At 70.8% G+C, this 25,205-nt stretch carries 11 protein-coding genes and 1 pseudogene; 2 read left to right on the top strand and 10 right to left on the bottom strand.

Annotated features, from left to right (window positions below; translation table 11 throughout):
* The first annotated feature begins 147 nt into the window (after positions 1-147).
* Positions 148-885, top strand: coding sequence for a phosphotransferase family protein (locus tag ACWD5D_RS12095; protein ID WP_450704945.1), 738 nt, complete (start codon positions 148-150; stop codon positions 883-885).
* Between the two features lie 15 nt (positions 886-900).
* Here the strand turns inward: ACWD5D_RS12095 and ACWD5D_RS12090 are convergent, their stop codons facing one another.
* The 10 genes and pseudogenes from ACWD5D_RS12090 to ACWD5D_RS12045 all read right to left on the bottom strand — a co-directional run bounded on the left by ACWD5D_RS12090 (position 901) and on the right by ACWD5D_RS12045 (position 23,254).
* On the bottom strand, positions 901-1,734 hold the full coding sequence (locus tag ACWD5D_RS12090; protein WP_450704944.1) for a hypothetical protein: 834 nt from the start codon (positions 1,732-1,734) through the stop codon (positions 901-903).
* Positions 1,735-1,760: 26 nt separating this feature from the next.
* Positions 1,761-3,419 (bottom strand): urease subunit alpha, encoded by a 1,659-nt coding sequence (locus tag ACWD5D_RS12085; RefSeq protein WP_450704943.1) that lies wholly within the window; start codon positions 3,417-3,419, stop codon positions 1,761-1,763.
* A gap of 44 nt (positions 3,420-3,463) precedes the next feature.
* Positions 3,464-4,144: pseudogene (locus ACWD5D_RS12080) on the bottom strand (amidohydrolase family protein); the annotation flags it as partial.
* Entirely contained in the window at positions 4,141-4,860 is a 720-nt protein-coding gene (gene ureA, locus ACWD5D_RS12075; protein ID WP_450704942.1) for an urease subunit gamma, read from the bottom strand. The pseudogene ACWD5D_RS12080 and the gene ureA, both read right to left, overlap by 4 nt.
* A gap of 25 nt (positions 4,861-4,885) precedes the next feature.
* Positions 4,886-6,472 (bottom strand): hypothetical protein, encoded by a 1,587-nt coding sequence (locus ACWD5D_RS12070; RefSeq protein ID WP_450704941.1) that lies wholly within the window; start codon positions 6,470-6,472, stop codon positions 4,886-4,888.
* A 56-nt stretch (positions 6,473-6,528) separates the two neighbouring features.
* Positions 6,529-7,470, bottom strand: coding sequence for a phosphotransferase (locus tag ACWD5D_RS12065; RefSeq protein WP_451372611.1), 942 nt, complete (start codon positions 7,468-7,470; stop codon positions 6,529-6,531).
* Positions 7,467-8,915: a condensation domain-containing protein gene (locus tag ACWD5D_RS12060; RefSeq protein WP_450704939.1), complete on the bottom strand. Its 1,449-nt coding sequence runs from the start codon at positions 8,913-8,915 to the stop codon at positions 7,467-7,469. The genes ACWD5D_RS12065 and ACWD5D_RS12060 overlap by 4 nt, the downstream gene beginning before the upstream one ends.
* Positions 8,912-14,425: an amino acid adenylation domain-containing protein gene (locus ACWD5D_RS12055; protein WP_451372610.1), complete on the bottom strand. Its 5,514-nt coding sequence runs from the start codon at positions 14,423-14,425 to the stop codon at positions 8,912-8,914. The genes ACWD5D_RS12060 and ACWD5D_RS12055 overlap by 4 nt, the downstream gene beginning before the upstream one ends.
* Positions 14,422-18,666: an amino acid adenylation domain-containing protein gene (locus ACWD5D_RS12050; protein WP_450704937.1), complete on the bottom strand. Its 4,245-nt coding sequence runs from the start codon at positions 18,664-18,666 to the stop codon at positions 14,422-14,424. The genes ACWD5D_RS12055 and ACWD5D_RS12050 overlap by 4 nt, the downstream gene beginning before the upstream one ends.
* Positions 18,659-23,254 (bottom strand): FkbM family methyltransferase, encoded by a 4,596-nt coding sequence (locus ACWD5D_RS12045; protein WP_451372609.1) that lies wholly within the window; start codon positions 23,252-23,254, stop codon positions 18,659-18,661. Before ACWD5D_RS12045 ends, ACWD5D_RS12050 begins: the two co-directional genes overlap by 8 nt.
* An 822-nt stretch (positions 23,255-24,076) precedes the next feature.
* On the opposite strand from ACWD5D_RS12045, the gene ACWD5D_RS12040 reads away from it, so the two are divergent.
* Positions 24,077-25,081 carry an XRE family transcriptional regulator gene (locus ACWD5D_RS12040; RefSeq protein ID WP_450704935.1) on the top strand — a complete coding sequence of 335 codons (1,005 nt, stop codon included), beginning with the start codon at positions 24,077-24,079 and terminating at the stop codon, positions 25,079-25,081.
* The last annotated feature ends 124 nt before the right edge of the window (positions 25,082-25,205 follow it).

The following is a 25,205-nucleotide window of genomic DNA, read 5'->3' as shown; positions in this document are numbered from 1 at the left end:
ACTCACTTCTGCGATCCTTTCGTCGCCGCGGGCTCCGGCTCCGCTAGCATCGCTCGGGTTGCTGGACGGGCTCTCGTGCTCCGACGTAAAGGAGTGCTGTGTGGTGCCCGCGTGGGCTTTGATGATCAATGTGCAGGAGTGGCAGCCATGAGTGATGCGTTGGCCGGTGCCGTTGCCCTCGAAGGCGGTCGAATGGCGGCGGGCGTGGTACGAGTCGACGACACCGTGCGAAAGCCTGCTACGGAGTCATCAGACTTTATGGCTCGCCTCCTGAAATTGTTCGAGCAGCAGAGTTTCGATAATGCTCCGAGGTATCTCGGGCAGGTTGACGGGAATGACCTTCTCGGCTTTATCGAGGGGGAAGTTCCCGCACGCTTCCAGCCGTGGTCCGACGCCCAGGTGCGAGCCGCCGCGGTTTTGCTGCGGCAGGCGCATGACGCCACGCGCGGAAGTGAGCTCGCTGGCCGGTTCGATGTCGTGTGTCATCACGACCCCGGCCCGAACAACTTCGTTTTCCAGGACGAGGTGCCTGCGGCAATCATCGACTGGTCCGAAGCCGCGCCGGGCAGTCGGCTGGAGGACCTCGGCTACCTTTCCTGGACATGGTCCATTTCGTCGAAGCAGCGCATGCCGCTGGAGCGCCAGGCGGAACAGGTCCGGCTCATCGCCGACGCCTATGGCCTGAGTGAGGCCGAGCGGCATGCGCTGGTCGACTGCATCCTCGAGCGCCAGGTGCGCAACGTCCGGTTCTGGTCCGAGTTCCTGGCTCAGCCGGAGACGGCCCCTGCCGCTCCCGACGTGCTGAGCGACCGGATCGAGTGGAGTCGGCGGGAGCACGCCTTCACCTACGCCCACCGGGACGTGTTCGACGCGGCGCTCGTGTGAGGGCGAGCAGCCTGGTCAGTGGGGCGAGGCGGCCGCAGCGGGATTGCTGGGTGCCGTCGGCAGCCCGAACATGGCTCCCTTGGTGCGGGCGAGTTCGCTGATGTCCCTGGGAGTGTTCTCCCGGGCTACGTAGGGCGCCACGGGCTGATCCAGGGGCGGGTTCGCCAGGAACAGCACGGTCATGCGCTGGGGGAGCTGGTGGTTGCGGACCCGGTGGTAGAGCGGGGGAATGTCGTCCCCGGTCATGGCCGTGAGCAGACTGCCCGGCATCACGAGCAGCCGGTTGTCGTAGACCGGTACGGGCTCCATGGCGCCGCCGACCTCGATCTCCAGGCCGGGCCCGTCGGCGATCGCGAGGGTGAGCAGGTGGCCGTCCTCGTGCCGGTCCTGGAGCAGATCGCGGTCACTGGGGTGGTACCAGTTGACCTCCAGGTAGGAGTAGTCGCCGAACGGCAGGGCGTGCTGCGGGTGCCCGTAGTGGCCGGCCAGGTCGGCGAGGACGGTGGACGTGATTTCGGCAGCGACGGCCCAGTAGTCCCGCAGCGCGTTCAGGAACGGTGCGATGGTCTCGGCGTCGTGGTGCGGGATGGTGGCGGGGTTGTCCGCCCAGTAGGTGAAGCTCTCGTTCATGTCGGGCCGGTCGGGGCTGACGGAGTACTGGCGGCCGTAGGGGCGGAAGCCGTAGTTGAAGTCGGCGCTGCCGTGGGCGCGCTTGGCAGCCTCGTCCAGGGTGAAGAAGCGTGCGGCCTCGGCGCGCAGCGCGGTGAGCGCGGCGGCCGCGTCCGGGGCGAGGTCGACTGTCGCGCGGGCGTCGGCGAGGAGACTGGCAGCGAGGGTGGTGTGAGGCACGGTGCGCTCCTGTCGGATCAGGTGGGTCAGAGGAAGTAGAGGCGGCTGAGCGGGGTGGCATCGGCGGGCGGCGAGCTCAGCGGGGTGCCGTCGAGGCTGACGCGGCCGGTGGACGCCTCGACCCGGACGTCTGCGGTGCGGTCGTTGCGGAGCATGGTGGGCAGGCCGATGCTGCGTGTGTTCCGGACGGCCACGCGGCGCCGGCGGGTGGGCAGCTGATCGGTGGCGCTGTCGTGTGCTGCCTGGCTGACGAACGCGACGGAGAGGTCGGCGGCGGTCTCGCCGAAGGACCCGAACTGCGGTCCAAGGACGAGAGGCTGGCAACTCTCGGTGGAGGCGTTGGGGTCGCCGGTCACGCCGTACGCGGGGTAGCCGGCCTTGAGGACGAGGTGGGGCTTGGCGCCGAAGTAGGCGGGGTCCCACAGGACGATGTCGGCGAGGCGGCCGGTGGTCAGGGCGCCGATCTCGTGGGCCATGCCGTGGGCGAGGGCGGGGTTGATCGTGAGTTTGGCGAGGTAGCGCAGGATGCGCTCGTTGTCGTCCGGGGCCGGTTCGGGATCGAGCGCTTTCATCTTGGCGGCCACGGCGAAGGTGCGGCGTACGGTCTCGCCGATGCGGCCCATGGCCTGGGAGTCGGAGGAAGTGATGGGGATGACGCCGAGATCGTGCAGGACGTCTTCGGCGCCCAGGGTGCCGGGGCGGATGCGGTCGGCGGCCAGGCGAAGTGCCTCGGGGTTTGCGGGGTCGAGCCGGTGGACGGTGGCGATCATGTGGAGGTGCTCGTCGGCGGTGTCGCGGGTGTAGGGGAGGCCGGGGTTGGTGGAGGAGCCGATGATGTTGGCGACGCCGGCCAGCTGGAGCACGTTGGGGGCGTGGCCGCCGCCGCAGCCTTCGACGTGGAAGGCGTGCAGGGTGCGGCCCGCGATGACGGCGAGGGTGTCGTCGACGTAGAGGGCTTCGTTGAGGGTGTCGCTGTGGAGGGCGACCTGGACGTCGTGGTCGTCGGCGACGGTGAGGGCGGTGTCCAGTGCGCGGGCGTGGGCGCCCATGTCCTCGTGGACCTTGAAGCCGGAGGCTCCGCCTTCGGTGAGGGCCTGGAGGAGGGGGCCGGGGTGGGAGCTGGAGCCGCGGGCGAGCAGGGCGATGTTGACGGGCCAGGCGTCGAAGGCGCGCAGCGCGTGGTGGAGTTCGGTACGCGTGGTGACGCCACAGCCCCAGGTCGGGCCGAAGTTCTGGGAGACGACCGTGGTCACGCCGGCGGCCAGGGCGGCGTTGAGGACGCGCGGGGAGACGAGGTGGACGTGGGTGTCGACGATGCCGGGGGTGGCGATCAGTCCTTCGGCGGCGATGACGGTGGTGCCGGTGCCCACGACGACGTCGACCGCGTCGAGGGTGTCGGGGTTGCCAGCGCGCCCGATGGCGTGGATGCGGCCGTCCTTGATGCCGATCGAGGCCTTGCGCACGCCGAGGACGGGGTCGACCAGGACTGCATTGGAGACGACGAGGTCGCAGGTGGCGTCGGTGGGTTCGGCCTTCATGTGCATGCCGTCGCGGGCGGTGTTGGCGTAGCCGGTGATGAACTCGTCGCCGGGGCGCTGGGAGTCGGCCTCGATGCGCAGGAGCAGGCCGGTGTCGGCCAGCTGGAGGCGGTCGCCGGTGGTGGGGCCGTGCAGGCGGCTGCTCATGGGGTGCCTTCCTGGGCGGTCGTGGATCCGGTGTCGAGGTAGCCGGCGACGGTGAGGGCGGTGTCCAGTGCGCGGGCGTGGGCGCCCATGTCCTCGTGGACCTTGAAGCCGGAGGCTCCGCCTTCGGTGAGGGCCTGGAGGAGGGGGCCGGGGTGGGAGCTGGAGCCGCGGGCGAGCAGGGCGATGTTGACGGGCCAGGCGTCGAAGGCGCGCAGCGCGTGGTGGAGTTCGGTACGCGTGGTGACGCCACAGCCCCAGGTCGGGCCGAAGTTCTGGGAGACGACCGTGGTCACGCCGGCGGCCAGGGCGGCGTTGAGGACGCGCGGGGAGACGAGGTGGACGTGGGTGTCGACGATGCCGGGGGTGGCGATCAGTCCTTCGGCGGCGATGACGGTGGTGCCGGTGCCCACGACGACGTCGACCGCGTCGAGGGTGTCGGGGTTGCCAGCGCGCCCGATGGCGTGGATGCGGCCGTCCTTGATGCCGATCGAGGCCTTGCGCACGCCGAGGACGGGGTCGACCAGGACTGCATTGGAGACGACGAGGTCGCAGGTGGCGTCGGTGGGTTCGGCCTTCATGTGCATGCCGTCGCGGGCGGTGTTGGCGTAGCCGGTGATGAACTCGTCGCCGGGGCGCTGGGAGTCGGCCTCGATGCGCAGGAGCAGGCCGGTGTCGGCCAGCTGGAGGCGGTCGCCGGTGGTGGGGCCGTGCAGGCGGCTGCTCATGGGGTGCCTTCCTGGGCGGTCGTGGATCCGGTGTCGAGGTAGCCGGCGACGTGCGCGCGCTGGAGCGCGGCTTGGAGCTGGCCGGGGGCGTCCAGTGGGCCGTCGACCAGGCCGGCGAAGCCGATGACGATGCGGTCGCCGCCGATCGGGGTCAGGGTCACGGTGCGGGCGGACTGCGGGGGGAAGACAGCGACCTCACCGACCGCCAGGGCGAGGCGGCGTCCGTAGGCAGCGCTGCGGTCGAAGGCGAGAGCCCGGTTGGCCTCGAAGAAGTGGAAGTGGCTGGTGACGGTGATCGCCACCGGGCCGGTGTTGGTGACCTCGACCTGGATGAGATCGGGAAGGGTGACTGCTGCCGACTCGCCGGGCAAGACCGCTCCTGGGATGGCCTGTACGGCCGCCGCCGGGTCGGGGTCGGGGATTGGGTCGGTGATGACGATGAGCTTGGTGCCGTCGTCGAAGACGGCCTCGACCTGGATCTCCGTCAGGATCTGGGGTACGCCGGGCAGGACGTCGTCGGCAGTGAGGACCCGGCGGGCCGCTGCCACGGCGTCGGCGAGGCGGGCGCCGTCCCGTGCTGCCTCGCAGGCGGCATGGGCGATGAGCGCGGTCGCCTCCGGGACGTTGAGGCGCACGCCGCGGGCCCGGCGCTCCCGGGCGAGGAGGGTCGCCAGATACAGCTGCAGCCGGTCGTGTTCTGCCGGGGTCAGACGCATACCTGCTCCTTGAGGACAGCCGGGGTTATTCGCCGATGACGACGCCGCACGCCTTGGCGTGCTGGCGGATGGCCGTGCGGGCCTGGGCAAGTTCGTCGAAGTCCAGGTCGGGCATGAGGGCGCGGGCGTAGTCGCGCATGGCGTCCTCGGGCGGCACGATCGCCTGTCCGCTCCAGCGCTGGGCGACCTCATGGAGGACCGGGTCGTCGGCGATGGGCAGGCCCAGGTGTGCGGCTGCGGCTCGGGCTGCTTGGGGAGTGGTGAGGTAGGTGAAGTCGCGAGCGCCCGGCTGGGGGGAGAGGACCTCGACGTCGACGGCGGAGAAGACGCCGGTCGTGGCGCCCTCGCTGATCAGAGCCAGGATGCGTTCCACGTTCTCGTCGAGGAGTCGGCGGGTCATGCCGATGTGACCGACGACGAAGCCGGCACGGATGAGCAGCCCGTGCTCGCTGGCGACCGTGATGGCGGTGGAGTTGAGCTGGTATAGGGTCTCGGCTTCGGCGAGGACGTCGCGGCGGCGGCCGCCCAGGGGCTTGTTCATGGCGGCGAGCGACAGGGGCGCGCCCGCGTCCATGCCGATCATGATCTGGCGGACGCCGAGGCCGGTGAGCAGCGCGGTGCGGCGCGGGTCAGCGATCCCGTCGGCCCGTCCGTATCCGACGAGCACGGGCCGTTCCTCCTCTGCGAGGGCGGACCACCAGCCGGGCCGGGCGCCGTCCATCGCAGTGAGCAGCTTGGCGAACGTCATGGGCAGTTCGTCCGCGGTCAGGTACAGATAGTCGTAGCCGGCGGCGAACGCCGCCTCGAGGACGGCCCAGGCCTCGTGGGGGCCGACCTGGTTGCGCCACAGCTGTCCGGCGTGGATGGAGCAGAACGTGCACGCGTCGTCGCCGGCGAATTTCACACAGCCGCGGCCGATTTCCACGGGGACGCCGGCGGTCACCTTCCGGCCCAGGAGCTCGTGCACGCGCGGCGCGATCCGGCCCTGGAAGTTCCCGGTGTACAGGGCCGTGTGCTGGAAGGCGCCGTCGACGTGGCCGTAGTCGAAGCCGGTGAACACGGGCTCCCTCAACGGCGGGGTCAGCCGCGGGCCCTCGCTGGTGCGATACACCAGCCCGGGCAGCTTCTCGGGCTCGACGGTCTTCCCGGCGCGCAGGGCGGCGATCAGGCGGGTGAAGGGGCCAACGACTTCGTTGCCGACGAATCCAAAGTCCAGACAGGACGCGGCGGTCATGCACTCGGACCACAGGGAGCTGAAGTGGTCGTTGCCCGCGACGGTGGCGATACGCGGATCGGTGATCTTGGCGTGCTGAGCGATGAGGACCCCCGCCTCGAAGTTGGCGGTGAGCACGCCCACGCAGACCGCGAGGATGTGCTCAGCGTGGTCGGTGATGTAAGCGAGGACCTCGTCCAGGGAGATGACCGTGCCGTCGATGTAGACGGGCGCGATCTGTGGGTTCTGCGCTAACGCGCTCACCAGGGACAGCGCTCCCAGGCACAGGAAGTCCGACCAGTCGCTGTGTTCCTCGGGGCGGGTCACGGTAAGCAGCCGGCCGTCGATGACGGTGTTCGAGTTGGGCGGGACGATGACCAGAACTTCAGAGCGGGACATGCGAGTTCACCTTCCGCAGTCGGTCGAACGGGGTCGGGCGGGGTGGTACGTCGGGATCAGGGCCGGTTCATCTGCGACCACAGTTGCTGGAGTTCGGTGACGGGGCGCATCAGGGCGGTGTGCGTACGGGCAGGGTCGGCGGGCAGACGGCCGGCGCGCTGCCACCGGAAGCGGCGTAGCGACACGAGGACGGCTGCATACCGGGCGCAGTCCATGACGAGGCGCGGATCGAGGGCGTGGCCGCTGCCTGCTGTGTAGCCGCGCAGCAGACGTTGGGCGCGCGGCAGCGAGAATCCGTCGGGGCAGCACAGCCCCAGCAGCGCCATACCTACGTCGATCGCGGGGAAGTCCCGGGAGCCGTCCTCCCAGTCGATGAAGATCACACCCTGGCCGGGCTGCTCGGCCAGGACGATGACGTTGTCCGGGAACAGGTCGGCGTGGACCGCGACCATGGAAGCCGTCTGCCGGGTGACGTAGTCGGTCTCGCGCAGCGTCGTACGGGCCCACCGGGCGAAGATGTCGTCGGGCAATTCGGCCAGAAGAGCGGCCTCGTCGGCGTGCAGACGCAGGTGTTGGGGCAGCGCGCAGTCCACGTGGGCGGAGAGGCGGTGCACGCGGCCCAGGGCGGCTCCGGCCTCCTCGACCAGATGCGGCGGCATGACGGTGTAGTGGCGGCCGTCGATGAAGTCGGCGACGATCACGGGATGCCCGGCGTGCAGGTTTACCCAGCCGCCCGCAGTGAGCGGCCGCAGGCGCGGCACTGGGGCGCCCGCAGTGCGCAGGTCGTCGAGGAGCCGCGCGTAGTGCTCGGCCTCGTGCCGGGTCTTCTTGCACAGGATGGTCATCACGACCGGCCCGCCGGGGGTCTCGGCGCGGTAGTGGAGGTTCTCCATGCCGCCTGCGAGTGGGCGGACGGTCGATGCGGACAGACCGTAGCGCTCAAGGAGCGTGACCACGTCGACGGCGGCGGGTGCCGCGTCGCTGGCGGGCGCGGTCATGGGCGCACCTCCGGCCGCGGATCGGGCTGGAAGGAGGCGGTGATCTCGGCGAGGGTGCGGTGGGACACCGCGACGCCGCGCAGGGCCCGGTCGAGGTTGTCCAGACAGATGCGGACCCGGGGCGGGCCGAAGGCTGCACTCTGACAGGTGAGCGTGCCGACCAGGCCACGGTCTTGTTCCTCGAGGACCCAGCGCTGGTCGATGGTGGTGGGGGCGTCGCGGGGACCAGACTGGTCCAGGTCGAGATCGCGGCAGTCCGCGCCGTCCAGCGTGAGGGAGTTGGTGCGCATCGTGTTGAGCGCGACGGTGACCTGATAGAGGGGTGTGCCGTCGGCGGCTGCGTGGCGGCTCAGGGCGGCCGCGACGTCCTGGATGGGCAGGGCCTGGTGTTCGAGGGCCTCGCTCACGGCGGCGTTCGCGGCGCCCACCAGCTCCGCGGCCGTCTGGCCGGGGTGAAGACGGAGCCGGATCACGGCGGTGTTCACGAAGTACCCGATCAGATGCTCGGCCTCTGGCCGGGCCCGGTTGGAGATCATCATGCCGATGCGGATGTCGGTGGCCGCGCTCTGGTGGTGCAGGACCAAGGCGAGCGCGGCCAGGAAGGGACCGGCCACTGGACCGCGCTGATGGCCGGTGCGAGCGCTGGCACGCAGAGCGTCGACCACGGCGGGAGGGACACGGACGGGCGTGACGTCGACTCGACGCAGCCCGGTGTACGGGGCAGGGTGCTCGTCGGTGAAGGCGAGCCGCGGCCGGGGCAAGGACAGACGTCGGCGCCAGTAGGCCAGGCCTGCCTCCGCAAGGGGGCTGCGGCGTTCGCGGTGCATATCCCTGCTCAGGGCGGCGAAGCTGCGGGGCAAGGGCGGCAGTTGGGCGGGCCGACCGGCGCGGGCGGCGTTGTAGAGCGCGGACAGGTCGCGGTAGAGCACGCCGATGGACCAGCCGTCACTGACGAAGTGGTGGATCTGCAGCAGCAGGGCGTGCCGCTCGGCGCCGAGCCGGACCAGGTGGGCACGGAACAGCGGGTCGGTGCGCGGGTCGACGTGCGGAGCCGGGGACTGGGCCGTGAGGACGTCCGGTGTCACCACCGTGCCGGCGGGCAGGGAACTGCTGGTGACCGTGTCGGGCATGTGGGCGGCGACGAGTTGGACCGCAGTGCCGTCGGGTAGCCGGTGCAGGCGGGTGCGCAGGGCGTGCTGTCGTTGGATCAGCGCCGAGACAGCGCGCTGGAGGGCACCGTGGTCCAGCGGGCCGTCGATGCGGATGGCGGCGGTGTCGATCGGCCGGAGCCGGGTCTCCTCGCCGAGGGCGGGCCAGCCGCCGTCGGGACGGAGGAATTCGGCGTCGATGAGGCGTTCCTGGCCGGGGGAGAGCGGAGCCGTCTCCACGATCACGAACGCCGGACCAGACAGCTGTGGCGCAGGCGAGGACGCGGGATGGGTCATTCCTGCTCCTGGGACCGAGTGGCGGGGATGCCGCCGAGGAGGGTGTGCAGGAGGACGAGCCGGTCACCGTCGGGCAGTAGCCAGCGCACCGTGTCGAAGTCGATTCCGTGGACCGGGCAGAGGCCAAGTCCCGCGCCACGGGCTCGCTCGTACAGCAGCTGTCCCATGTAGCCGGCGTTCAGCAGCGCGAGGGGTTCGGCGTCGGCGCCGTACAGGGGCGCGGAGTCGGCGGGATCGGTGACCAGCCACAGGGTGAAGGCCGCGGTCTCAGCCAGGGGCCGGTTGACGGGGCCGAGATGGAGGGCGGCGGGATCGAGGTCGATGCCCGGTGCGTAGGGGACCAGGTCGTGTGCCTCGGGATGATAGGCGTACACCCCGCCTTCCAGGTCCTCCAGGCGCCCGGGCCGGATGTGGATGTAGAGGTGGACGCTGTACAGGCCGCCGGCGGAGGGGTACAGGAACCCGGCACGTCCGGGCGCTTCGACGCGGCGGAGGCTGTCCAGCAGGTGGCCCAGCGACTGAGCGTTGACCGGCTGGCCGGTGAACTCGCGTGGCGTGAAACGCTGTTCGCGCAGGTCTTGGGCGTGCGGGGGTGCGGCGGGAAGGATCCGTCGCGTGGGGGCGGCCGGGTAGGCGGGACGGGCGGCGCGGAAGGCTGCCCGCTCGTCGAGGCCGGTGAGCTGCGTGTACCCGCGCCACGGCGAGGCCGCGGGCGCGTTGGCCGCTGGTGCCGGGGCGTCGGTGTCCTGGAGGAGCGTGCGCAGTGTGGGTGTGCGGTAGAACGCCGCGAGGTCTGGGCGAGGCAGGCCTTGTTGTTCCACGGTGTTGGCCAGGCGGATGACGTCGATACTGGTCAGGCCCATGCTCAGCAGGTCCTCGTCGAGGCCTGCGGGCGCGGGGAGCAGAGCGGTGAGCGCCCCGTGCAGCAGACGCGTTCGGTCCGCGTCTCCGGCTTCGCGGGGGCCAGGAGTGCTCTGGGGAGGGACGAGGGGGAGGGCTTCGCTGGCCAGGGTGGCCCGGTCGGTCTTGCCGGTGGCGGTCATGGGCAGCTCTGCCCTCGGGGTGAGGGTGGCCGGGAGCATGTGGGCGGGCAGGCGCTCGGCGAGCTCGGTCCGCAGTGCGGCCGGGGGTCGGCTGGAGACGACGAAGGCATGCAGGCGCCGGTCGGCGCGTTCCCCGGTGACCACCACGGCGGCCTGCTCGACGCCGTCGAGCGCGCGCACCGCGGCCTCGACCTCGCGCACCTCGACGCGGAAGCCGCGGATTTTCACCTGGTCGTCGCGGCGGCCGAGGAACTCGATGGTGCCGTCGGGCCGCAGTCGTCCCCAGTCGCCCGTCCGGTACAAGCGCCGGCCGGTGCGGCCGTCGAAAACGAAGGCGGCGTCGGTCAGTTCGGGGGCGTTCCAGTAGCCGAGGGCGGTGCCGTGGCCGCTGATGTGGATCTGACCGGGTGTCCAGGCGGGGCAGGGCAGCAGGTCCTCGTCGAGGATTTCGACCCGCTGGCCGGTCATGGACTGGCCGTAGGGGATGCTGGCCCACTCGGGGTCGACGTCGCTGATCTCGTACAGGATGGACCAGATCGAGCCCTCGGTGGCGCCGCCGAGGCTGACCACCTGGCAGCCGCCGCTGTGGTCGCGGAGCCGGTCGGGCAGGTCGAGCGGGATCCAGTCGCCGCTGAGCAGCCACAGCCGCACCGAGTGCAGGGTCTCGTCGCGTGCGGGCACGCTCTCCAGCAGAACGCTGGCGAGGGTGGGGACGGAGTTCCACACGGTGACCTGCTCGCGGCGGACCAGATCGGCCCAGGCGGCCGGGTCGGAGCGCTGCTCGCGGGTGGGCACGACGAGCGTGCCGCCGGCGGCGAGTGCGCCGAACAGGTCGTAGACGGCCAGGTCGAAGGTGAACGGTGAAACGGCCAGCAGGACATCGTCACTGGTCACGGTGAAGCGGGAGTTGATGTCGAGGACGGTGTTCAGGGCACCGCGGTGGGAGATCATCACCCCCTTGGGGCGGCCGGTCGAGCCAGAGGTGTAGATCACGTAGGCCAGATCGTCGGCCCGCCGCACCCGCGAGACGGCGTCATCCGGCGGTGTGTCCTCGGTGTGGGCGGGCGGGGAGTCGATGACGAGCACATTCGCGTGGTCGGGCCAGGGGTGGCGCTCGGCCGCGGTGCGGTGGGTGAGCAGGAGACTGGCGCCGGTCGCGGTGAGCAGCTCCGCGATCCGCTGTTCGGGCCAGGAGGCGTCCAGCGGGACGTACGCGTAGCCGGCCAGGAGCACGCCGAGGGCCGCGACGGCCTGCTGCCAGCCCGGGTCGCAGACCAGCGCGATCAGTTCGCCTTGCGGCCGGGCGGCCGTGATCCGGTCGGCGACGGCGCGGGCCCGGGAGTGGAGGTCGGCGTAGGTGTAGTGCTGGCCCTCGCAGATGAGGGCGGTCTGCCCGGGCTGGGTACGGACGCGGTCCAGGAACGGCTCGTGCAGCAGCTGATCGCCGCCCAGGGCGATGGGCTCCGGGGCCGGAGCCTCGGGGAGGAGGAGGCGGGGGCGCTGCGGCGCGGTGGGGTCCTCCAGCAGGCAGCGCAGCACGGCGGCGTGGTCGTCGAGCATGTCGCGGACGAAGCCGTCCGGCAGGGCTCCCTGGACGGAGTCGAGGTTGATGACCAGGCGGCCGGCGGCCTCGTAGGTCTGGTAGTCGAGCAGGACCTGCGGGGTCTGGCCGATGCCGTAGATGATCTGGCCGGGCAGCGGCGCCGGAGGCGTGCCGGGCAGGTGGAGGTCGAGGGTGCTGGTGAACACGACCGGGGCGCCCGTCGCCGTCCCCGTCATGTCGCGCAGATCGCGCAGGACCTCCACTCCGCTGTAGGTGGCGTGGTCGAGGTCGCTCCACAGTTGCCGTTGCAGGGCGCGCAGCCGGTCGGCGAACGTTGCGCCGGACAGGTCCACGCTGGCCAGGACGGTGGAGGTGAAGTCCCCGACGATGTGGTTGATCTGCGGATGGATGGGGGGCCGGTTGTAGACGGTGACGTTGATCAGGAACTGGCGGCTGTTGGTGAAGCGGCGGAGCGTCTCGTTGAAGGCGGCCAGTAGCAGCGCGGACAGCGTGATGCCGTGGGCGGCGGCGACCGCGCGCAGCTGGACGAGCTCGGAGGGGGAGTAGGTGATCTGTTCGCGCGTGAACCGGGCCGGGGCCTGGGCGTTCCGGGTGAGGACGGGCAGCGGGGGCGGGGCGGGCAGTGCGGCGAGTCGGCCGCGCCAGTAGTCCCGGTCACGGATGTAGCGGCTGCTGGTGGTGATGGCCTGCTGGTGGGCTACGTAGGCGGCGAACGTCGTGTGCAGTTCGGGCAGTTCGGCGGTGGGCTGCTCGTAGAGGGTGCGGGCTTCGCGGTAGAGGATCTGCCAGCTCAGGGCGTCGCCGATGAGCAGGTCGAAGCTGAGGAACAGGCGGGTGGTCCGCTGGTCGGGCAGCAGGGCGGCCTCGATGGTGAACAGCGGCCACACGGTGGTGTCCCGGCGTGGGTGGGACAGCCGCTCACGCATGCGCTGCAGCTCACCGTCGGCGTTGGGTGACTGCCGTAGGTCCCGGGTGCGGATGGCGTACGGCGGAACCTCGGCCAGGGTGCGTTGCCGCCCGTCGGAGGTGATCACGGCACGCAGCATGGGATGCCGCGCGATCAGTAGCCGCCAGACGTCGGTCAGCCGCTCTACGTCCAGGTCGGGGACGTCGGCTTCGGTGTAGAGGTGGGAGTCGACGCCGCCGAGGTCGAAGTCGTCGCGGCGCCCGGCCCAGTACGCCTGCTGGATCCTGGTCAGGGCGAACGGCTGGTCGTCTTCCGCACTGAGGGCGGGCAGGGCGGGCAGCGGCTGCGGTGGTCCGTCCGGGTCCTGCGCGATGAGCTGGAGGACGTGCCGGGCCAGGGTGGCCGGGGTGGGGGCCTCGAACAGGGCGGTGAGGGTGAGGTCGACGGCGAGGGCGCTGCGCAGGCTGGTGACCAGGCGCAGGGCGAGCAGGGAGTGGCCGCCGGCCTGGAGGAAGTCGGTGTCGGGGCCTACCGGTTGGCCCAGCAGCTCGGTGAAGTGCCCGGTGATGACGTCCACGAGGGGTTCACGTGCGCGTTCGTCGTCGCCGTGGCCGCGACCGGCGGCAATCTGTGGCGGGCGCTCGGTGAAGACGACGAGCGTGGTCAGCGTGTCGGTGAGGGTGGCGACGGTGGCGTCGCTGTCCGGCGCGAGGTGGGCCAGCAGCGAACACAGGGCCTCGAGCGCGGCGTCCGCCTGGTCGTCGGGCACCTGGGTGCGGTCGTTGACCAGGCGCAGCCGCAGCCCGTCGGTCGGTTCGACGACCAGGGTCAGGGCTTGGCGGGTGCGGCCGCCCTGCGCGCGGATTGCGGCCGTCTCCAGGGTGAGTCGGCCTTCCTCGGCGCCGTTCGGCACGTCGGCGGACGGCTCGTAGGGGTAGTTGGCGATGGCGATGACGCTGTCGTACAGCGCCTGCCCCTCGGGCACCTTGGCCCAGGTATACAGCTCGGCCGTGGAGCAGGCGCTGTGCTGATCGGCGTGGGCCAGGTCGGCGTGCACGCGGCTCATCCACGCGCCGACCTGCTCGTTCCGGTCGGGCAGCGAGCGCAAGGGGACGGTCGTCGCCAGCGGGCCCGCGACACGTTCGGCGTCGGGGTAGGGGTGGGTGCGTCCGGACACGGTCACGCCGACGGCGATGTCGTCCCGGTCGCGGTGGCGGGCGGCGATCAGGCTCCAGCACGCGATCAGGGCGGCAGCCTCGGTGATGCCGTGTGCCTGCGTGAACAAGGTGAGGGCCGCGGCGCTTGGCCGGGTCAGGACGCGCGTGTGCTGGCCGAAGCGGTCCTGCTCCCTCCCGGCCGCCGGTAACTGGGGGACTAGGGGCGCGAGTGGCGCGTAGCCGTCCAGCTCCTTGGTCCAGTGGGTCTGGGCGCTCTCGCGAGGTTGTTCCGCGAGCCACTCGGCGTACGCGCCGAAGGGCCGCAGACCGGGGGAGGGCGCCGCGCCGGTGTTGTAGCGGTGGAGGAGTTCGGTGACGAGCAGCAGGTGCGCCCAGCCGTCCAGGACAGCGTGGTGGTGGGTCCACACCAGCTGGTGTCGGGTGGGGTCGAGCGTGTGGACGGCCAGCCGGAGCAGCGGAGGCCGGTTGAAGTCAAAGGGCGTGACGAGATGGGCGCGGGCCAGCGCGGTCAGGGCTTCCCGTTGCTGGGGTGCGGTCCTGGTGCTGCTGTCGAGGACCTCCACGGTCACCGACGCGTCCTCCAGCACCACTTGGCAGGGGTCGGTGGCAAGGTCCCAGGCGAAGCCGGTGCGGAGGATCTCGTGGTCGGTGACCAGCGCGTCCACCGCGTCCTGCAGCCGGGCGGGATCGAGTCGGCCCGTCAGCTCGAAGACCGTCTGTTCGGTGAAGACGGCGGTGCCCGGGCTGGTCAAGGTGCCCAGGACGAAGCCCTGTTGCGCGGGAGTGGCGGGGTAGAGCGCGGCGATGGGAGCCCTCATGATCCCTCATTTCCGAAGGCAGCGGTGATCCGGTCGAGGTCGCTTTGCGGGAGAGTGCTGGGGCCAGGCGGCCCGGGGGCGATCGCGGCATGGCGGGCGAAGGCATCGGTGAGGCGGGCGAGGGTGGCATCCGGCATCCAGCCGGGACACGCCCGCCACCGAACCTCGAACGCATCAGCACGGATGAAGCAGACGACCTCCAGCCCGAACAGCGACACGCCAGCCTCGGTGGGCCGCAGGTCCACCTCACTGCCCGGCGCCAGGTCGCCGAGGTAGTTCAAGGCGACCGGCGGCAGCGGTCCGGCCGGCGGGGCGGACGAATGCAGCTGGCCGTGCAGGGTGGCCGTCAGCGCAGGCGGGTTGGCAAGGAGCGTCCGCTGCGCGTGAAGGGGACGGAAGGCGGTGAGCCAGCCCACGGTCGAGGCCAGGTCATGTCCGGGCAGGTCGCGGCCGTGCAGTTCCACGCACACGCTGGCTGGCAGGTCGGGGCGGACCTCGGCCAGCGCGCCGAGCAGAGCACCCGCCAGGAGGGCGACCGGCCACCGGGGCCCCCTCTGCCGGGCCTCGACGAGTGCCTCCAACGCGGGCGGGCCGAGACGGCTGGCTGTCGTGCGCCGCGGCTCGGATGCCCAGGCCCCCGAGGCGAAGACGGGACCAGAGCGTGCACCCGCCGCAGCCAGCCAGGCCAGGTAGCCGTCGTCGCGCAGGAGCCTGGGCGGTCCGGGATGGGCGTAGGCGTGCCACAGCTCCTCGGTGAGGATCTGCAGAGACACCAGATCGGCGACGAGGTGATGGACGACCCACGCGATGCGCGCGCGGTGCACTCCGTCCTGGATCAGGAGCAGACTGACGAGCGCTCCCGCCAGGTGGAGGTGCTGTTCTTCCTGGTCGAGGCGGGCGCGTAGCAACCTCTCCCGCTCAGCCGGCGTGCGGACGTCGTCGAGCCGAAGCACGCCGAGCGGGACGGGCGAGGGCGCCCGCAGGCTCGCGGACCAGCCTGACTCGGTGCGGGTGAAGGCGGAACGCAGCGCCGGGTGTGCCCGTACGACGACAGCGAGCGCGGCCTCCAGCCGGACGGGATCGACCACGGTGTCCGGCGCGTCGTCCAGGTAGCGCAGCGTCCAGTGATCGGCGCCTGCGCGGGCAGTGAGGACGGCGGCCTGGACGCCGGAGAGCGGAATCGGACCGGGAGCGGCGGCTGCGCTGGCATCCGTCGAGCCGGTCGCGGACGCGGCGTGGCAGGCGGCCGTGATGCGAGCGAGGGTCCGCTGCTGCAGGACGTCGTGCACGGTGAGCGGCAGGCCTTCGCGCTGGGCCCGGCGCGCGAAGAGCACCGCCTTGAGGGAGTTGCCGCCGTCCGCGAAGAAGTTCGCCGACGCGCTCGCGGGCGGACGGCCCAGGACGTCCTTCCATAGCCGGGCCAGCAGATCCGCCACCGGGTCGCCGCGGTCAATGAGCTGGCCGTCCTCTGCGGCGGGGGACAAGGCCGCAAGGGCCCGGCGGTCGATCTTCCCGCCGGGCTGCATCGGAAGCTCGGGCAGGACCAGGTAGCGGTCGGGGCGCCCGTAGAACGGCAGCTCGTCGGCCGCCAAGGCCTGCGCCCGCTCGACGACGGACGCGGCCTCCGCGGACGGTGCGGCGACGAGAAAGGCGGCAAGGAGCGGCGAGGCGTCGTCCTGCGGGCGGGTGGCGAGGACGACGGCCTGCGAGATGTGCGGGTCGCGGGTGAGGACGGCCTCGATCTCACCGGGCTCAACGCGGTACCCGTGAATCTTCACCTGCTGGTCGATCCGTCCGAGCATCTCCAGCTCACCGTCCGAACGTCGGCGCGCCAGATCACCCGTGCGGTAGGCGCGGGCGCCGCCGGCCGTGATGAAACGGGCGGCCGTCTCTTCCGGCCGCTGGTGATAGCCGTCGCTCACCTGAGGGCCGAGCACCACCAGCTCCCCCACGCAACCGGGCAGCACCAGGTCATCGCCGTGCGGCGTGCGCAGCTCGATCGCGGTGTTCCACACGGGGTGTCCGATCGGCACGGGATCGGACACCGCCTCGCCGAGGCGGACGGTGTAGGCGGTGCAGCCGACGGTTGCCTCGGTCGGCCCGTACTCGTTGGTCACCAGGAGGCCCGGGACGTCCAACTCCTTCAACACCGGACCGGTCAACTGCTCGCCGCCGACGACGAGATGCCGCACGGAGCGTGCCAGCTGCTCGCCGGTCAGCAGCTGCGGCAGCAGACGTAGCAGACCAGGGGTCACCTTCAGCGGACTGACGTCCCGTAGGCCGGCGAGGACCTGGGCCAGGGCGTGCAGATCGTTGGACGGTACGAGCGTGACGCACTGCCCGGTCAGCAGCGGCAGGAACAGGCTGGTCACGGTCATGTCGGCGGCGATGGATGAGTGGACCACCGTGCCGGTGCCGCCCGGTGTGTCGTAGCGCTCGCGGGACCAGCACAGGTAGTTCATCAGTGCGGCGTGTGTGATGGGCACGCCCTTCGGGCGGCCGGTCGACCCCGAGGTGTAGATCAAGTAGGCGGTCCCCGCGGTGCGGGAGCCGGAAAGAGCCGTGGCGGACCTCAACGGGGCGGACGAATCCCGCAGGGTGCTGTCGACGTTCAGCACGGTCAGCCCCTCGACGTTCGCGGGGGCGCCCAGAGCGGCGGTGTCTGCGTCCGTCAGCAGCAGCCGGGGCGCGGCATCGCGCAGCAAGGCGCGGATACGACTTGGAGGCAGTGCCGGGTCGAGCGGGACGTAGTGGGCCCCGCACCGCCACACCGCCAGCAGCGCGGTCAGCAGCCCCACCCGACGGCTCATCAGGACACCAACCAGGTCGCCGCTGCCGACGCCGGCCGCCGCCAACTGGCCGGCCAGGGTGGTACTGGTGACCTGCAGTTGCCGGTAGCTCGCGGTGGTGCGGTCGTCGCAGGCCGCCCGCGCCTCGGGAGTGCGGGCGGCCTGAGCGTCGAACGCGTCCAGCGCCGTCACAGCAGGCACCGGGCGTTCGGGCCCGGTGAGGCGGCTGTCGGACACCGGCAGGCAGGTGAGATCGGAGGTGACCGGGGTCGAGGCCGAGGGCTGGGCCATCCGGGCGAGGAACTGGCCGAGCCAGTCCGCGAGCCGAACGGCGACGTCTGGGTCTGCCACCGCGGTGTCCACGTTTACGCACAGATCGAGATCGCGTCCGCGCTGCAGGGACTGCACTTCGACGGCGATACGGTCGATCGGGGCGTCCACGGCCTCGATCACCGCGTATCCGTCCGGACCGAGGGCCAGGACTTCCGGGGTGGTGAGGTTGCGGAAGCCGACCGTGAACGGCTCGTCCGCTCCCGAAGCGGCGAAGAAGTCCCCGAAGTCCGTGGCTTGGGCCACCAGTTCGGCGGTCTCACGTACCAGGTCGGGAAGTAACTGGGTCGGCGTCTCAGGTACGGCGCGGACCGGCACATAGCGGCCCAGCACCCCGATCGTGTGCGGGAGTTGGCTGGTTGGGCCGGCGACGAACAGGGCGAGTGCCCCGTTTTCCTCGGGGGCTACGCGGGCGAGCAGCAGGCGCCATGCGGTCAGCACGACCCCCTCCAGACTGCCGCCTGCAGCGTCGGCCAGGGCCCGCAAGTCGTTGAGGGTCGTCCCGTCCAGACGAAGCGGCACGCTCGCCCGGTGCTGCCCTGGCGACGTCGGGCGCAGTGCCAGGGCCCGGGCGATGTCGCCGGCGACGAGCGGGTGGTGCTCCTGCCAGTAGATGCGGCCGGGCTGTCCCCCGGGGGCGGTGAGCAGGTCGGCGAAGAAGGCCTCGACCGTCTCTGGGGCCGGATGCGACGGGATCGCTTCGCCCGGGCTGCGGTACGCGGCGGCGATGGCCTGCGCGGTGCGCAGCAGCCCCGTGCCATCCACCACGCCCGCAGCCGGCCGAAGTTCAAGGAACAGGCCGTCGGAACTGGCCGACAGGCGGGCGAGCGGCACGGCATCGGGCCGGCCGGCCGTGGCGGTGGTGTGCTGGGCGGTGTACACCTCCGGGCCGGGCCGGGAGGACTGAAGGCGTTGACGCAGTGAGGTGTGCGCGCCCAGGACCTGTTCGGTGGCCGAGCGCAGGCGTGTGGTGTCGACGTCACCGCAGATGCGTAGACGCAGTAGCGCGGTGTCAGCCGCGGCGGCGCGCAGATGCTGGGGAGCGGTGGCCGGGCGGCGCATGCCCTGAATCGACGGATGGATCTCCCATGCGGGCGCCGTGGCCCTGGGGGTATCAGACATCGGAAGCGGCCTCTCGTCCGGTCAGCGCTCGCAAGCGTGCTTGAACGAGCTGCTGGACATCCGGGTCCGGCGGTCGCAGCACGGCGCGCAGGTGTTCCAGGTGCAGGCCCGGCAAGGTGCACAGCGCGGTGACGACCAGGGGGTACGCCTCCGCGATCCATGCGGCGCTCGCCGGCATCACCGCGTGGGCGTCGCTGCGGAGCAGGCCGCTTGCGCCGCCGGGATGTTCCTGGAGGTCGAGCATCAGAGGGAACGGCAGCGGCCACAGGTCAGGTTCGACCCGGGTGCTCGTGCAGCCTGGCAGGTCAAGAGTGTGTTCCGGGGGCGGTTGGAGGGTGAAGAGGTTGTCGAAGAGCCCTCCCACAGACGGCTGGCCTTGAGTGAGCAGCCCGTAGGGCACCTCGGCGCGGTGCAGTGCCTCGCCGCTGGCCGCCAGGGCGGCGTCGAGGTGGCTGCCGATGGTGGCGGACCAGTCGACCCGCAGCGGCACCGGCACCAGGTTGGCGAAAAATCCGACGGTTTCCGCGTACGCCGGATCGGTGCGGTTGGCCACCGGGACACCGCTGACCACCGTTTCGCTGCCGGCCGCGGCAGCCAGCAGTAGCTGGAAGGCGGCGAGATAGAGGTGGAAGGGGGACGTGGAGCGTGCCTGTGCCGTCGCACGGACCTGCCGCACCACGTCCAGCCCCAGAGTGAACCGAAGGTGGCGCGGGCAGACGCCCTGGCCGCTCGCGGTGGACCACGGCCGGGCATGGACAGCGCCCACCGTGGCCAGGACGTGGGCGATCCTGCGGTCGAACTCGCCCCGTTGGTGGCAGTCGGCCACCGTGCGGCTGTAGTCGGCAACCGGTGCCGACGGCAGGCCGACGAGCGTGGACGGATCAGCGTAGGCGGCGCTCAGGTCGCGGTAGATCAGATCCATCGACCAGCCGTCGCAGGCACTGTGGTGCACCACAACGAGCAGCAGGTGATCATCCGCGTCCAGACGGACCGCGGTCGCCCGGATCAGGGTGTCCTGCTCCAGGTCGAAGGGAGCGGCGAAGAACTGCCGTGCCATCCGGCCGGCTTCCTCCTCGCGGCGCCCCTGCGACAGCCCGGCCAGGTCGACGAGGGCGAGGTCGAAGCCGGCGGGCTGCAGAAGGCGCTGACGGAGAAGTCCGTCGTCTTCGGTCAACGCCGTGCGTAGTGCCTCGTGGCGCTGGACGACGATCGTGAAGGCCTCGTGCAGCCGAGCCGTGTCCAGGGCACCGGTGATGCGGTGCGCGGACGGGATGACCTGGGCATTGCCGCCATGACCAATCGCTTCGGCGGTCCAGATCCGCAGCTGTCCCGGAGACGCCGGGGCCGGAGAGCCGTCGTCGGCCGCTCGGTGGAGGTCTTCGGCGGCGGACCCGGTTGGTGAGACCGGGTGCGCCAGACGGGAAGCCTCCCGAACAGTGGGCTGACGCAGCAGGTCCGGGAGCGCCACATCAAGTCCGTCGTTGCGGAGGCGGGCACAGATGACCGCCGCGGTGAGTGAGTCGCAACCCAGCGCGAACAGATCGTCTACCACGCCGATCGGTCGTACGCCCAGAACGTCCTCCCACACGGCGGCGATGTGCTGTTCGATCGCCGTCTCTGGGGCGATGTAGACCGTGGACAGCTCACGTTGCGTGGACGGGAGATGGGTCGTAGCAGCGGCCTGCCGCGGCGCGGCCGAGACGGGCCAGCGCACCGGCGAAGCCCACGACTGCACGGGTGCCGGCCCGTCGGCCCGAGGCTGCGTCGTGGCCTGCGGAGTGTCGATCAGCTGCCAGTCGAGTTGCGCGAGGCCGCCCGCGTCCAGCGGCGCTTCCTCATTCGGCGTATTCCCTGCGAAATGCTCGCTGGCAGCATGGACGAAGGCACGCGCGGGCACGTTTCGCGCTCCGGTGACCGCCTCCAGCCGGACGCCGGCAAGTCCGGCAGCGACGGCCCGCTGTCCCAGCGCGCGCAGCAGGCACCACTCGACGTTGCGGCCCATGGCGCGGCAGCTGAGGAAGAAGTCACCGACCAGCAGCACACCGTCCACGGCGGCGGCCGACGCGAAGCCGACCAGGCCGTAGTCCCCGAACCGGTCCCGGACCCGGACGGTCAAGGTCACCGCGGGTCCGGTGATGAGGTCACGCATGCTGGCGTGAGTGTGGCGGCGCAGGCCCACGTTGAACTGGGTCGTTCGGGCAGCTAGTTGCGTGATCCGGTCAGTGTCGCTGGCTGTGGCATCGGCGACGTCGATCACGAGGCCGAGCTCGCGCAGATACCCGCTGCGGCTGGTGGACCGGGCCGCCACCGCTTTACGCTCGGCCTCCTGGGCGAACCCGCGGACACGGGCGCTGTCCTCCGCAGTGGTGGGAGTGTCCAGCGCCAGTTGCCAGGTGGCCCGTAAGGCCTCCACAAAACTCTGCGGGTCGTCCGGTAACTCCACGACCGTTAGACCGGGGTGGTGATGGGCCACCTCCGCCCGCTCGGCCGGGCTGTCGTCGATGAACACCAGGCTCTCCACGGCAAAGCCGAGTTCGTCGGCGATCGTCGCGACCGCGTCGGATTTCGCTCCCCACGAGGCGTGGACGTACGCGAAGTCGTCCAGCGTCAACGGCATGTCCGGGTGTGCTGCAAACACGGCCTCCACGTCGGCGCGGTTGTTACGCGAGCACAGCGCGAGCATCCGCCCTGCCCGGGCCTGCTCGGACACGAACTCCTGCATCAGACGGAACGGGCCGGCGACGTCGACGTGCTCCGGTCCGATCTCGCCGCACACCCCGCCCCACAGCGTGTTGTCCGCGTCCACGACCACGGCCTTGGCCACCGGGCGGTCCGCGGCCGTCATCCGCCGGAGCACCGCCTCCGCCCACACCAGAACCGAGCCGTCGGCCGGCGGCGCCGCCCATGCCAGACCGCGCGCCTCCGCTTCCCGCCGCACCTGCTCGACGTCCGCCTCCGGCAGGCCCGGTGCCACCGTGACAACCACGGGAAGCGAGGACAGCTCCGCCCACCGCTCCGCCGCCCCGACCTGTCGGACGGCCCATGGTGCAGACCCGTGGAACCCTCGCCGCGGTCGCCACGCGTAAAGCATCACGATCTCCGAGTCGAGGAACAGCTCGTCCTGCTCGACGAGCGTGTCGAAGCCGTGCCCGGCAAGCAGGGCGCGCAGCCTCCCCAACCGCCCGGTGATGTCATGGACCTCGACGACGACCTGGTCGATCAGCGGCCAGTGCTCCAGGTCAATGCCCGCAAGGACATCCTCTTCGGCTCGCTCCGCATCTACTTTCAGCAGATGGATCCGTTCGATCGCCCGGTCGCGGATCCAGTCCGACAGGCGCAGCACCGGAACGGTCATCCGCTGCCGATCCGAGAGCCGGCCATGCAGCTCCGGCGCCAGGGCATCCGCGACATCCTGGGACGGCAGCGACGTCGCGGGAAGGCCGTCCGCCCGGTGGCGGGCATACCTGCGGACGATCGCCTCGTCGACTACCGGATCCGGGTAGAGCCCGGACTGGAGAGACGACTGCGGGTAGAAGGTGAACGAGCTCTCACCCGCGGTGCGCCCGAGCGCCGCCCGCTCAACGTCCGCTCGAATGCCGTAGGCGCGCACGTTGGTCTCCAGCGCCTCGGCCGCGGCGGGAACAGGTTCGAACGCATGGATGCGAACATCCGCAGCTTGCGCAGCGGCGTACAGGGTGAACAGGCCGAAGTTCGCACCGACATCCACCACCAGGTCCCCATCACGGATCTCGATGCCACCCCGCAGGTAGCGGGAGCGCACGACGATCTCGTCGAACAGTTCCCGGGTCTCGTTCGGATGGAGATCGGCGATCGGGGTCCCGTCGGGGAGCTGTCCGGTCAGGCTGGTGCCGTCGGCAGTATCCCCCGCACCCACCATGAGTTCCAGGCCCGTCAGGTCGCGCGCGACGACCATGAGGTTGGCGCCCCACGGCTGCAGCAGGCTCGTCGACGGTCCACGGACCTGGATGTCCTCCCGTTCTGCGCGCCGCACGGCGAGAGGCAGGCCGATCCCGCTGGCCCAGACACGTAACGAGTTCTCGAGCTCTGCAAACCGGGCCGGGGCGACCACCTGGATCTCGAACGTCGCCTGTCGAATGCCCGACACCAGGTCCCCGAGCGTCGCGTCCGGGTTCTCGCACGCCGCGTGTATCAGCCTGCTCGCTTGGCCGGCGAGGGTCTCCAGGAGCGCCTCGTCGGCAATGTCCCGACGCGCGTCAAGCCACCACATCACTCCCTCGTCTGTGATCCGAGCCACACAGCGCAGTGGGAGGTCGACTAGGAACTCTGACGCGGTCGCAGCTTCGGGGGCGGCCAGAACGAAACCTGGAGCGACACTGGTCTCGATCAAATGGCGCAGTTCATCGAGCGCGCCGCCAGCCGTCTCTGCGGTGGCCCGTCCTTCCCAGCGTCGTAGCAGATGGCTGAGAGTGTCTTGGGGGGTTATCCGGATTCTGGCGAGTTGCAGTGACCTTTGTCCGGAGGCAGCGAAGGCCACGGACAGGGGCTGCAGCGAGTTGAAGTTGAGGGACAGTACGGTTGCGAACACGGTCCTCAGGAGCAGGGCCACGTCCGTGGGCGGTGGTGTGCGGTTGCCCGCGCCAGTGCGGAACGGCCGCGTCTCTGTGACGTTCGCGTGCTCGAGAATGCGCCGTACCGAATCCGGCGAGCCGACTACGTGCGGTCCGGACCGGGCTCGCGCGGGTGGCCTGCCCTGATGAAGTACTTCTGCCGAGTTGGCCGGAACCGGCATAGCGGGCGGCGCGGCGGTGGCGACATGGGGGTGATGCGTCAAACCGGTCACGAGGATTTCTCCCGTCGAGACGAGGGATGGCGAACCGTTGCGGGACCTGGTGCTGACAGAGCCGTGCTAGCGGAAGGTTGTCGTTCCTTTGCCGGGCGCTGTTTCGGCTGAGGTCCTGACCGCCGTCGGGCACTCACTAGATCGCTGGGGTGATCGAGTGTCGGTCAACTGTGCGTGCTGGGAAAGAAGTTGGCGGTAGTCCCGCGGTAGTCCCGGCTGGTTCGTGGCTACGCTCACCGCAGGCACGGTTGATTGGATGGCGACGTGGCCGAGAAGACGCACCCGCTGACGCAGGCTCGGATCGCGCGCGGGATGACAGGAGTTGATTTCGCCCGGGAGATCCGCAGCGCTGCCGGTCGCCGCGGTCTGAGATCGGGTGTCGACAAACAGCGCGTCCACAAGTGGGAGACGCAAGGTGTCACACCCGACGCCGACTCCCAGAGCTACATCGCTGAGGTACTCGAGGTCCCTGCCGGAGCGGTGGATCCTCGAGCGTGGCCGAACTGGCTGCCAGGAGTCGGCGGCATGGTGATCCCCCTCGGTCAAAACAGCCCGGTTCCGGCCCTCCGAGAGGCATTGCGAACGACCATGGAACGCTCTTCCCGCCGTACCTTCCTGACCGCCATCTCCGGTAGTGCCCTGGTCACGCTGGCCAGCACCTGGGCGTTGGCCGACACCTGGGCCCTGACGGCTGAGTCGGCGCAGGACTCCAAAGCGGTCGGGGAGGAACTGGTCGTCCTGCTCGAGGAGACCAGCGCGCGCCTGACCGTCCAGGCAACCGAACAGCGTCAGCACACCGCACCCCTGGTTGACGCGCTCCTGACCACGGTCACGGACATCATTGAAGGCAGCCGGTACAACCGGCGGGTCAAACTGCGCCTTCACGCACTCGCCGCGAGCTTGAGCCAGACGGTGGGGTGGCATCGGTTCGACTACGGGTTGCACGCAGAGGCGAGCCAGTACTGGATCGCCGGACTGCACAGCGCCCACACAGGAGGTGACCGCGACATGGGCGCGGCTCTGCTCGGCGACCTCGCCTACCAGGCCTCCTGGCGGGACGATCCGCGCACGGCCGCTGGCATTCTCGAACGGGCCCTCTCCGGGACCCGGCACCCGGCTGCCCAGTCCCTGCTCCAGCTCCGGCTCGCACGGGCCCTCGCGGCCCAAGGCGAGCGGCGAGCTACCCTGCGCGCCCTCACGGCAGCCGAGCGCCTTCTCGACGCCTCGTCCGGGGAGCCCGTGCCGACATGGTGCGCGTGGATGTCCGACGCCGATCTGGCCGTCGACTCGGGGCAAGCCCTGCTCGACCTGGGCGACACCCGCCGGGCCCACCAGCTCATCCGCGAGGGCCGAAAGTTGCTGCCGCCCAGCCGGGACAAGACCCGTGGCGTCTTCCGCGCCTATGAGGCCCGCAGCCACCTGGACCTGGGAGAGCCCGAACGCGCGGCCGCGGCTGCCCTGGAAGCACTGCAGGTTGCCCAACGCATCGGCGCACCCCGGTGCGTCGAGCTGGTGCAAGGACTCCTTCCTCGGTTCGAGACCCACTCCAACGTCGAAGGAGTGCCTGAGCTGCTGGCATTCGCCGCTGCGTGACACACCAATTGTCCTCGCGATGGGCGCCGGCTGGACCTCGCGCCTGGCCAAGTCGGGCCCGATGACGGCATGGGTCCTGTGCGCGCGGCGTGCGGCGCGGGTGTGCTTGGCCTGGGGTCCCCAG

Source organism: Streptomyces sp. NPDC002520 (assembly GCF_053595235.1).
The sequence above is the reverse complement of the archived record's forward strand: the minus strand, read 5'-3'. Positions and strand labels throughout refer to the sequence as shown.